The following is a 10,273-nucleotide window of genomic DNA, read 5'->3' as shown; positions in this document are numbered from 1 at the left end:
CCCGACTCCCGACTCCCGACTCCCGACTCCCGACTCCCGACTCCCGACTCCCGACCCAAATCTCAAAAACCTACCCCTGTCAGGAGTAATGGGTAAGTCCTGAGAGATTGGCAATGTTACAAATTCGTAATTTTAGTGATAAATACTCACGGGATGAGATAATAATGTAAATAAATATTACATTTTGTTAGATAATGATTAGAGTATTTACAGACTTTGACGGTCCGATAATGAATGTCTCAGAACGTTACTATCGGGTTTACCAGTTTTGTCTCAAAGAAATCCAACGCCCTAACCAGCCAATCCTGCCCATGTCCAAGGCGGAGTTTTGGCAGTGTAAGAGGGGGCGTGTTCCGGAGATAATTATTGGTATTCGTTCAGGTCTCGATCCCAGCCAAGCTGAAGCATTTGCTCAGCTACGCCGTCAAACTGTACACACTCTGCCCTACTTAGTCCATGATCAACCGGTTCCCGGAGCTATCGATGCCCTGGAAAAATTACAAGAAGCAGGTGTAGATTTAGCCGTCATGACCATGCGTCGGGTGCGAGAGCTTGATGAAGCCTTCAGTCGCTTAGACCTGGAGAAATTTTTTCCCCCTAACCGACGGTATTGCCTGAGTAACGACTATGTTAAGACCGGTGACACTAAGGATAAACCTTTGCTAATGGCAAAAGCCCTAAAAAAACTCCCAGCTGCGTCTGATGTCTGGATGATTGGCGATACAGAAGCGGATATAGTGGCTGCCAAAACCCACGGTATTAAAGCAATTGGAGTTTTATCTGGAATACGCGATCGCACTCAGCTCAATCTCTACGAACCAGATTTTACCGTCAATAATCTCGCTGAAGCGGTAGATTTAGTTCTAGACACAGCAGTACTACAAGCCGTATAATTGGCGATTTTAGCTAATCCGGCTAGAGCGAGCCCTACGCCTGACCTTCGGTCAGGGTGGGATGAAATTAACTGTAAAAGTTCAAGTCATTTTTTATTTTAAAAAAGCTATGGCTATGGTGGTGAGATTGTCTCAAAATTCAGGTAATTAGATCACTAACTAGCTGTGCAGACAAGGGAACTTCGGATCAGGGAACAGAAAGGGTTTGATAAACTTTAAGTTTCTTAACACAGTTAAAAAAAATTGGATCTCTAGCCTGTGGCTATGATAAATTTTTCTAAAATAATAATTTTTATAAAAAAATCGCGCTAAAGTCTTGGCTGACAAGGCTTGTGGTTATTTAAAAAAGCAATTTTCATGAAAATTGCTTTTCATGGCCATGATGCAGTCGCTCCCCATGAGCGACTGGCGTGGTTTCCACCGGGCAAACCCAGGCAAGGGTAGAGACGTTTGGGATATATCCCATCAAGGGGAAAAGCACCACTACTAGACAAGGAACGTGCTATTGGAGGCACATCCTGATCCCCAATCCCCAATCCCCATGTTCAACGTAAGAAGCAACTAATCAGCCACAGCAATACAAATGTCACCAATGTAGCCAGTTTTTCTGTTGTCAAGTCTAGGGTGGTGAATTGGCTTCCCAGAGAATTCCCCAGCAAACTCCCTAATCCCACACCCAAAAACAGACCTGCCAGGGTTAGCAATACTGCACGACCAAATTGTTGTTCTTTCCGATTGAGGAAATAGATCGTGAATCCGAAGCCTATAGCCATCACCAAGGGCAAAATCGAGTCTGCCGATGAGGTGTAAAGCACCGTAGCACTGCTTAAGATTAAGAACACGGCACTCGGCCAGATGATGTCTTCTCTTGTCGGAGTATCCCACAACCGTTTCAGCCACTCAGGAGAGTTATTAACTGGTGTTTGGGGAAAACTCGGTGGAGCTTGAGAAGCCTTCTCTGGGAAACGAATACGATCAGGAACTTTAATCTTTCCTTCCTGGCGCATCCTAAGTCGATCCATGATAATGGCATCGTAGGCCGCCTCTACGGTATCTAAAAGCTTTTGGTTACCACGATGCTTTTGCATCAGGCGACCTTTGGCATCCTGAATTTCATCAAAGGACGCTTCTTCCGTAACCCCAAGCTGATCATAGGGATTGTTATCACTCATTCAAGACCTCCGAGACATCCCTTGTTTTCACATCCCTTCTTTTCATTAGTATGACAGCAACTTTAAACTAGTTATGTATATGTTAAGGTTAGGCACGAGAAACTCTCAACCTTGCTCTGGGTAACCACTGGTCACAGAGTCGTCTTGGTTGAGGGTGGTGTCAATGCCCCTGGGTGCTAGTGTAGCTTGATCTTCAAACAGCAGTGCCGCAGTGAAGTCAACACAATGCCGGTGCATCTCAGTTTTGTTGCCAAATCACCGGAGAATTCCTGAATAATGTTAGAACCGTTAGTAAATCCATATAGACCCATCAAGGCTATGGGTTTTTTGCTCTTTAGAAGAAGAAAAAAAGACTTTTTGCCGTGGTTCTGGAAGTCCTACTGTGGGGGAATTTTGAAAATAACTGATTTGCCTATGCAATTTACCAACTATTGGCATTACGTAATAATCTGACGATAATTGTCTACAATGCCCAACAGCACCGTTGGTGTCAAAACACTCTGCGTCTTAAATTTGTGATCCCGTTTTCCGTGGAAAGTTATGACCGCCGCCAAGATTCTTGTCGTAGATGACGATCCGGCAATCCGAAATTTAATTCTACGCTTCTTAAGTCAAAAGAATTTTCAAATGCAGGCTGCTCAAGATGGCAAGACGGCTCTTGCCACATTTGAGCAATTTAATCCAGATTTAGTCATTCTAGATGTGAATTTGCCTGACGCCCTTGGCTACAACCTGTGTCAGCAAATGCAGACCCGCACTGATGTCTTTGTCCTCTTGCTCACCAGTCGGTCGGATGCTGCTGACAAAAATCAAGGATTTCAACAAGGTGCTGATGACTACATCACCAAGCCCTTTGATTTACAAGAGCTGGAAAATCGAGTTAGAGCAATTTTGAAACGGAAGCGGGCTGTTACTGCTACTGAAGCAGAACGCCTCGTCTTCGACCATTTAGTGATCGATCCAGGGCGCAGGGAGGTAACTATCAACGAAATACTTATCCCTCTAACTGCTCTGGAATTTGATCTACTCCATTTTCTGGCCTGTCATCCAGGTCGAGTCTTGCGCCGTTCTGAGTTAATCCAGGAAGTCTGGGAGTACGATTATGTGGGAGATCAGCGAGTAGTTGATGTCCATATCGGTCAAATTCGCCGTAAAATTGAGGTTAATTCCAGTGACCCTTCCTTAATTCAGACAGTTCGAGGTGTTGGCTACAAGTTTGAGGCACCTTCTAGTAAGAAGAATGAGAAAAATGGTAAATCCAGTAGCTAACTCATTGTTGACACTCCACGACTACTCAAACCCCTTGCTCGTGGAGGGTCAATGGTTGCCAAGGCAATCGACTACTGAGCTACCGGACTAGAGTTCAAGAGTCGTCTAGCACAGCACGGCGGAAATAAAGATACGATTCAAAAATAGCAAAACGCTTATGTAATAAGCATGCAAGAATTGTTAATACCATAATTTTTAATTCCGCGCAGCAGTACTAGTGATCATGCCTGCTTTGGTCTAGCCTCTTGCTGAAGTGGCTCGACTTCCCTGGGATTAGCTTTGTTGAGAAGACGTCGTAGCATGATTGTTTGATTCTGCTGTAGCAACTTCTGCTGTAGCAACTTCTTTGGTGGCAGTTTTCTCAGATTCACTTGGGGTAGGGGTGTTCAGCCCTTGCTCTATTTGTTGTGCCTCTAGCTTAAACTGATTTTCAAACTCCTTGGAAGCATCTTGAAAGCCTCTAATGGCTTTACCCAAACTACGACCAATTTCTGGCAACTTCTTAGGGCCAAATACTAATAGGGCAATGACCATAATCAACACCATTTCCGGTAAACCCATACCAAAAACGTTCATTATATAACCTCCTGGGATTTGTCAAGTGCTGGTTTGCTTTTACTGGTTTGCTGTTACTAGTTTGCTGTTCTTAGTATTCCACATTTGACCCAAATTGACCGCTGTTCCGTTGAACTCAGCCAGTTGAACTCAGCCAGTTGAACTCAGCCAGTTTAACTAAGTTAGGTAGTAATCCCAGGGACTTCCTAGCCTATCCATTGCTGTCAACAGCATTAAAAAACCCGGACAAGCCGGGAGGGAGCTGAAATATTTGAAATGTTAATGATTAGCAGTTAAGCCATGGAGTAGACTACTGCCCTAGGCTTGTCCAATCAACATTGAAACCTTGAATGATGATTGATTTGTTGTAAATCTGCAAAATAATCAGCAAAAAGACGAAAAATAGCCCCATAAAGACTCCCATTACAGGGGTAGTGCCCCAACCTGGGGCAACTTTACCATATTCCGAGTTAAGGGGTTTGAGAATATCTCCTAGCCGAGTTCTTTGTGCCATGGGTAAATTGAGATTTATGTTAATTGAGATTTATGTTATTGACATCTCCCCCGTGCGAGGGATTGCTCGCACGGGGGATTCTACAAGGTGGCGAAGTAGCAAGTTGAAATCGTGCCACTTCCCTTCAAGTCCGATAGGATCTACTTAGAGATTTAAACAGATCATACCACTGCGGGAGTGTCAAAGCTCCCCTACCCACCTTGGTTAGATCATTGCGTGACATACTCCTACACTGACTCTGCTCTTACAGAGCCGCTTCGCGAACGAGTGAGCGTGTAGGCTTCTTGCCAACTCCACCCAACGGTTCGGATACTCGGCAAGCTTTATTAACGACACGGTCAGAAGTTACCGCAAGAAGAGTGGAGCCTTTATGGTTAGCAGGCTATGCATAAAAGGGTTAAAACTTTATGATTAAGGCTCCACTATTCTAAGGTTTCGTCTCCGGGATGCCCCTCCGCGCCGGAACAATACAATAAGTTCTATTTTTAAGCACGTAGGTGGCGGTTAGCTCTTAATTTGTTTTCCCTACTATTTTTAGTATAACGTTTTTCAGCCTGTTTATCAGAGTTCCAGCTCCGCGATTCATCCCTGGAGACGAAACCGATAGATAGGGTCGCCAAAATCGGCAAAGTTTTAACCGTTTTACCCATAACCGACTAACCATAAAGGCGACCAGTACCTTACGGTAACTTTAAAAACTCATGCTGCGCATGTTCGTTGTGGGGCATAAGAGCGGAGGAAGGTAAAGGTCGTGCAAATTTTCCGGATGTTGGGCTACATACCCCGTGATCACACAGCAACTCACCTTTTCCCAACACAATTAACACACTGTTAACACAGTACCTGATATTTTTCAAGCCTGCCCTTCACAACAACTAATCTTTTTGACGATTTTTTGTTTACAAACTTAGACAGTAGTTGACAAAATGTAGTTTTTTGTCAACTACTGTCTAAGTTTGTATAGTAGTTATAGTTTTGGAAATGTATCTTAACAGTGTTAAAATTCTGTGGTATTCTTAAACAAAAGCAATAAAACTAAAATTTGTTAACACAACATCAAAAAAAGCTAGAATTGACTCTGGTTCTACTCCTGACAATAGATATCGTTTAGCTCGCCTTGGCCGTGATCGTTCAAGCACAGCTAGGGTGATACCTTGCCATGCTCTCGATCCAGAGTGATCTAAATGTATAGGTTCGTCTGGATTTTAGACAGCAGAATGTCAAAAAGAAAACAGACTCATATAACGATGCAGTAGCCTCACTGGGGTTTCCCCCGCAAGCCACTGCATCAACAGACACACTTATATTTGATTTGAGCCATGGAACCCGCAATAGTCCTTAGCATTGTTATCCTTGTTTTTGTAATCGGTATCACTGGTATATCGATTTATACCGCTTTTGGACCCCCTTCAGCGGAATTAGTCGATCAGTTTGAAGAACATGAAGACTAATATAATAGTTTTCCATTCAAACGGGGAAAGTCAAAAGTCATTAGGGTATCACAACTCAACTAACAACTCAACTATCAGTTAACCCCTATCCTTGGGCAAAACATAGCCTTGGGCAACAGACCAAGCAATCCCTTAAGCATTGAAGGTAGATTAAAACTTGATCGTTAAACTGTTGTCGTGTTCATTGAGTTCGGAGCCTTGAGGAGCCGGAATTTGAACGGTAAATGTAGTCCATCTCTGAGAGCTTTCTACCTGAATGATGCCATCGAGCTGTTTGACTAGCTCCTTGACCAAAGCTAGACCTAATCCTGTACCACCTCGCTTCCAAGGATCAGCATTAGGAATGCGATAGAACTTATCGAAGATGTGGGGTAATTCCGTATCAGCAATCTCAGCTTGATTGCTGATTTTAAATATTACCTTGGGTACGGTATCTGATGCGATCAGATCCGGATTGTTTTGGTAAAAAAACTCAAGAATAATCTGCCTGTTGGCTGGAGTATATTTACAAGCATTGTTGAACAGTTCTGTCACAATTCGCCCGAAGCTGGTCTTGTCAATCAAAACCGATGGCAAATTATCTGACAAAGTCAACTTCAGGATTTGCTGTTGTGCCTGGATACGGGAGCAAAAGGAATCAACGATTCGGTGTAACCAGATTTTCAAGTCTACTACTGTTCTCGAAACCTGATAAGAGGCGGTTTCTAAACGCTGCAAGTCAAGTAAATCGTTGATTAGTTCAATTTCTCTGTAACACTCAGATTCTAAAATCTCTGTATAGCGCTGTCGTCGTTGACTCTCCGGAGAAATTTTGAGCATCTGTATTGCCATTTTCATATTGGATAGAGGTGTGCGCAGTTCATGAGAAACGGTACTTAAGAAATCATCTTTGAGCATGTTTAGTTTCTGTAGTTCCTGGATTCTCTCTCGTAGTTGTTGGGTGCGCTCAAGTACTTGCCGTTCTAAGTCGGTGTTGAGGTTAGCCAAACGCTGATAAAGCTGGCCTTGCTGAATTGCGATCGCAAGTTGCTCAGCCATCGACTGCACCAAAGTCACTGCGCCATCAGACCATTGGTAATCACGATCAATCTTGATCAGGCACAATTTTCCCCAGAGGCGGTTTTGAAACCTTAGTGGTACAAGTAACCCATGGCAAGTATCCTGAAGCTTTAAGTTGCAGCTATTGTTAATACGCACCACTTCGAGATTTTTGATCTTGCGACTAATCTGATTGTCCACATCGGGAGTTTCAGCTCCCATTGGGCTACTCAAGTTAGCTTGTTTACTGCATTGAGATACGGTTAACCAAACCTGCTGCTGTGGGAGATATTCTTGAATTTCTACTAGGTCAACCTCCAACAGCTGACTAATTCCTTGAGTGGCTGTGGTAAAAATCTGCTCTAAATCAAGAGAGCTACGAATCTTTTGAGTAAACTGATTGAGCGTTGCTTCCCGTTGAGCTTTGAGTTGGTTTTCCTGATAAATTTGAGCCTGCTGAATCGCAATTCCTACATGGTCTGCTACTGATTTCCACAAATTTCTTTCCCAAAACTGCCACTGTCGTGGTCTACTACACTGATGGGCAACCAGTAGTCCCCACAAAGGTGAGTCTAATGGTTGGTTTTGGTCTAGTTGAGGGTGACAGATGATCGGAACTACCAAGTTAGCAACGACTTGAAACTGAGCTAGGCAATTAACTTCATAGGAGGACAAGCCCCCAGAATCAGAATAGATATCTTCAATCGCTTGGATCGGACCATACCGGTACTGATTAGCATGGGTTTCCCAGAACTGGGGATTATACATTTCCCTACCTGTAATCGGCTGCCAGGGTGATTCTACAGACTCTACTGTGAATCTACCTCTCCAATCCGACTCGAAGCGATAAACCGCTACCCGATCTGCTTGTAACAATCGGCGAACTTCATTAACTGTGGTATTTAGAATTGTCTCCACATCTAAAGACTTACGAATGCGGGCTGCAAAGTTTTCCCGAAGGGAATCACCCATTGCCTGCCTCAGCTTATCTTGAGCCACTTGGTTAGACAGTGCGATATGTGCCTGTTTGCCCTCTTTACCATCAACGACAGTTGCTACAAAACCAATCTGTTTCCCTACCTGATCTTGCAGGACACTAATCCTAAAATCGCTAGCCAATTGGCTACCGTCTTGGCGTTGAATGAGCAACTCACCCTGCCAAACCTCTAACTGGGACAATTGAGCAAAAATTTCTTTGATGGGAGCATGACTTCTAGGGGGAAACAAGATCTCCGATAGCTGCGACCCAATAACATCTTGGGATTGCCATTGATATAGCTGACAGGCATAACTATTCCAATGAATAATTTTTCCGTCCATATCTATGGCAATAACCCCACTAGGTAAGTGATCTAACAAATAAGCCTGAAAGTGATTTTGCTCTTGTGCCTTTTGGTATTTGGTTTCCTGAGCTAATAAAATTTCTTGAAGCTGCTCAAAGGCTGCCTCATCGACTGTAAGCTCACGTAGAATCTGGAACTGCTCTAATCTCATCATTGATGTCTCAAAATCGAACGATCAGCTCTCAATTCAACAGTTACCATCAGCAACTGTGGCAGAAGTGACTTGGGTTGTTGTATTTATCACATCAGCCTGTTGTCTATTCTTACCTGTACTCAGATGCCGAAAGTTGAATTGATTTGCCATAGCTAGTTGACTAAAAAACTTCCATAGATACAGCCATAGCATTCCCAAAACTATGACTCAGAGCGACAATTGTGTATAAAGATTGCTATAGCAAGCAGGTCAGAGGGATTTAAGCAGTCAGCACAAGCGCTACTTGAGGTGCGTGCGCGTTCAGCACTCAGCTTATTTTATTCAAAAGCACCATCTGTAGCGTGGCACAGGCTTCGAGGCTGTGACGTAACCCATAAGCACCATCTGTAGGGTGGCCATTCGCACCTCAAGCAGGGTGGCCAAACGCGCCCCGCGTGGCCCAAAGGCCAAGGCCAAGCGTGGCCATAGGCCAAGGCCAATAGCCACTCAAGTAGCGTGGGCGTAGCGCTTAAGTTGAACGCGCACGGGTGGGCGTAGCGCTAATCGCGCTATAGCTGATAGCTGAACGCCCACGCACCTCAAGTAGCGCATATGCTTACAGAGCGATTACTTTACCAGACAGCTGGGTAGATTCTTAAGCGATCACAACTGATGCTCATACTCCCCTGAGGTTAATTGTCAACCAAACCCCAATAAACTATGATGCCCCCTAATTTAGAACAACTTTCGGCTCAGCTGGAAAGCCCCAACATGCGCGATCGCTTGATGGCTCTGGCATCACTACGAGATGTTCAAGCCAGTGATGCGGTGCCGCTAATTAAAAAGGTACTTGATGATCCCAATTTACCAGTTCGCTCTATGGCTATATTCGCCCTGGGAGTCAAGCCTACGGAAGAATGCTACCCAATTTTGGTCAAATTTATGGCAACTGACCCAGATTATGGCATTCGTGCTGCTGCTGCTGGGGCTTTGGGATATCTAGGTGACCCCAAAGCCTTTGAAGCTCTAGTTAGGGCGTTCTACGAAGATACTGAATGGTTGGTACGTTTTAGTGCTGCTGTGTCCCTAGGTAACCTCCAAGATCCCCGTGCTCGTGATGTGCTGACCAAGGCGTTAGATAGTCAGGAAGTACTAGTCCAACAAGCTGCTATTGCGGCTTTGGGGGAAATCAAAGCTACAGAAGCTATAGACGATATTCTACGCTTTGCCCAGTCAGAGGATTGGATAGTGCGTCAACGTTTAGCAGAAGCTCTCGGTCAACTTGGTCAGGACAAAAGTATCTCGGCATTAAACTATTTGGCAAAAGACAGCCATCCTCAAGTATCTGAAGCCGCTCAAATGGCTCTATTGCGTTTGTCTAAAGCCTCAAGCTAGTGTAGCATCCTGGTAATTGGGCTAATCATAGCGCGATAGAATCAAGAGTGAACCACTTGATTGAAATTACCAACATCAGTGATATACCACGATCTACCACAAATTTTTACAATCTTAGCCAATGGATATTAAAGAGTTTTTTGAACAGAGCGCTGGCAGATGGTTTTCTCAACGTACTAGTAATCATATTACCTCTCAACCCATTAAAAATGGTAAGTCCAACATCACAATGGAAATGCTATCTGGTGATGCTCCAGAGGTAATCAAACTCTGTAAACAATACCAAATAGAGCCTGGTATGGCTATATTTGGCTTAAAAGTGATTTGGGACGGTACAGTAGTAGGAGAGCAGAAAAAGCAAACTGGTTCCACTGTTGTTGTAGCTGTTCCCAACCCAGAAAATCCTGAAATTGGCAAGCTATTGCGAACTAATGGTGATGTTGAAGAAACTTCCTTTCTTGATGCAATAGCGAGTGGGGGAAACCAACGGCAGTCGCTCATGGGGGGAAC

Annotated in this window: 12 protein-coding genes; 5 read left to right on the top strand and 7 right to left on the bottom strand. The window is 44.1% G+C overall.

Annotation, left to right across the window (positions count from 1 at the left end; translation table 11 throughout):
- Positions 1–194: 194 nt before the first annotated feature.
- Entirely contained in the window at positions 195–893 is a 699-nt protein-coding gene (locus BJP37_RS12460) for an HAD family hydrolase (RefSeq protein WP_075899166.1), read from the top strand.
- 371 nt (positions 894–1,264) lie between these two features.
- On the opposite strand, the gene BJP37_RS40970 is transcribed toward BJP37_RS12460, so the two are convergent.
- The 3 genes from BJP37_RS40970 to BJP37_RS43515 all read right to left on the bottom strand — a co-directional run bounded on the left by BJP37_RS40970 (position 1,265) and on the right by BJP37_RS43515 (position 2,302).
- Positions 1,265–1,429 (bottom strand): hypothetical protein, encoded by a 165-nt coding sequence (locus BJP37_RS40970; protein ID WP_198954018.1) that lies wholly within the window; start codon positions 1,427–1,429, stop codon positions 1,265–1,267.
- 9 nt (positions 1,430–1,438) lie between these two features.
- Positions 1,439–2,065, bottom strand: coding sequence for a CPP1-like family protein (locus tag BJP37_RS12455; RefSeq protein WP_075899164.1), 627 nt, complete (start codon positions 2,063–2,065; stop codon positions 1,439–1,441).
- A 105-nt stretch (positions 2,066–2,170) separates the two neighbouring features.
- Positions 2,171–2,302: a hypothetical protein gene (locus BJP37_RS43515; protein ID WP_269086994.1), complete on the bottom strand. Its 132-nt coding sequence runs from the start codon at positions 2,300–2,302 to the stop codon at positions 2,171–2,173.
- A 303-nt stretch (positions 2,303–2,605) separates the two neighbouring features.
- On the opposite strand from BJP37_RS43515, the gene BJP37_RS12450 reads away from it, so the two are divergent.
- Positions 2,606–3,334: a response regulator gene (locus BJP37_RS12450; protein ID WP_075899162.1), complete on the top strand. Its 729-nt coding sequence runs from the start codon at positions 2,606–2,608 to the stop codon at positions 3,332–3,334.
- A gap of 273 nt (positions 3,335–3,607) precedes the next feature.
- Here the strand turns inward: BJP37_RS12450 and BJP37_RS12445 are convergent, their stop codons facing one another.
- Positions 3,608–3,910, bottom strand: a complete 303-nt coding sequence (locus BJP37_RS12445) for a TatA/E family twin arginine-targeting protein translocase (RefSeq protein ID WP_075899160.1) — start codon at positions 3,908–3,910, stop codon at positions 3,608–3,610.
- Positions 3,911–4,199: 289 nt separating this feature from the next.
- A complete protein-coding gene (gene psbH / locus BJP37_RS12440; RefSeq protein ID WP_070392668.1) occupies positions 4,200–4,403 on the bottom strand; it encodes a photosystem II reaction center phosphoprotein PsbH in 204 nt (67 codons plus the stop codon).
- Between the two features lie 1,319 nt (positions 4,404–5,722).
- On the opposite strand from psbH, the gene psbN reads away from it, so the two are divergent.
- Positions 5,723–5,854, top strand: coding sequence for a photosystem II reaction center protein PsbN (gene psbN / locus BJP37_RS12435; protein WP_008180512.1), 132 nt, complete (start codon positions 5,723–5,725; stop codon positions 5,852–5,854).
- A 150-nt stretch (positions 5,855–6,004) separates the two neighbouring features.
- Here the strand turns inward: psbN and BJP37_RS12430 are convergent, their stop codons facing one another.
- Complete coding sequence (locus BJP37_RS12430) at positions 6,005–8,389, bottom strand: sensor histidine kinase (RefSeq protein ID WP_081431156.1); 2,385 nt, start codon at positions 8,387–8,389, stop codon at positions 6,005–6,007.
- Positions 8,390–8,710: 321 nt separating this feature from the next.
- Positions 8,711–8,875 carry a hypothetical protein gene (locus tag BJP37_RS39065; RefSeq protein WP_158069554.1) on the bottom strand — a complete coding sequence of 55 codons (165 nt, stop codon included), beginning with the start codon at positions 8,873–8,875 and terminating at the stop codon, positions 8,711–8,713.
- A 213-nt stretch (positions 8,876–9,088) separates the two neighbouring features.
- Between BJP37_RS39065 and BJP37_RS12425 the strand changes: the two genes are divergently transcribed.
- Together BJP37_RS12425 and BJP37_RS12420 are read left to right on the top strand one after the other, a co-directional pair.
- A complete protein-coding gene (locus BJP37_RS12425; RefSeq protein ID WP_075899156.1) occupies positions 9,089–9,763 on the top strand; it encodes a HEAT repeat domain-containing protein in 675 nt (224 codons plus the stop codon).
- Between the two features lie 121 nt (positions 9,764–9,884).
- Positions 9,885–10,273 (top strand): phycobiliprotein lyase (locus BJP37_RS12420; protein ID WP_158069553.1); only part of this gene is annotated, 389 nt, incomplete at its 3' end.

It is taken from the genome of Moorena bouillonii PNG (assembly GCF_001942495.1).
GTDB classification, from domain to species: Bacteria; Cyanobacteriota; Cyanobacteriia; order Cyanobacteriales; family Coleofasciculaceae; genus Moorena; species Moorena bouillonii.
The sequence above is the reverse complement of the archived record's forward strand: the minus strand, read 5'-3'. Positions and strand labels throughout refer to the sequence as shown.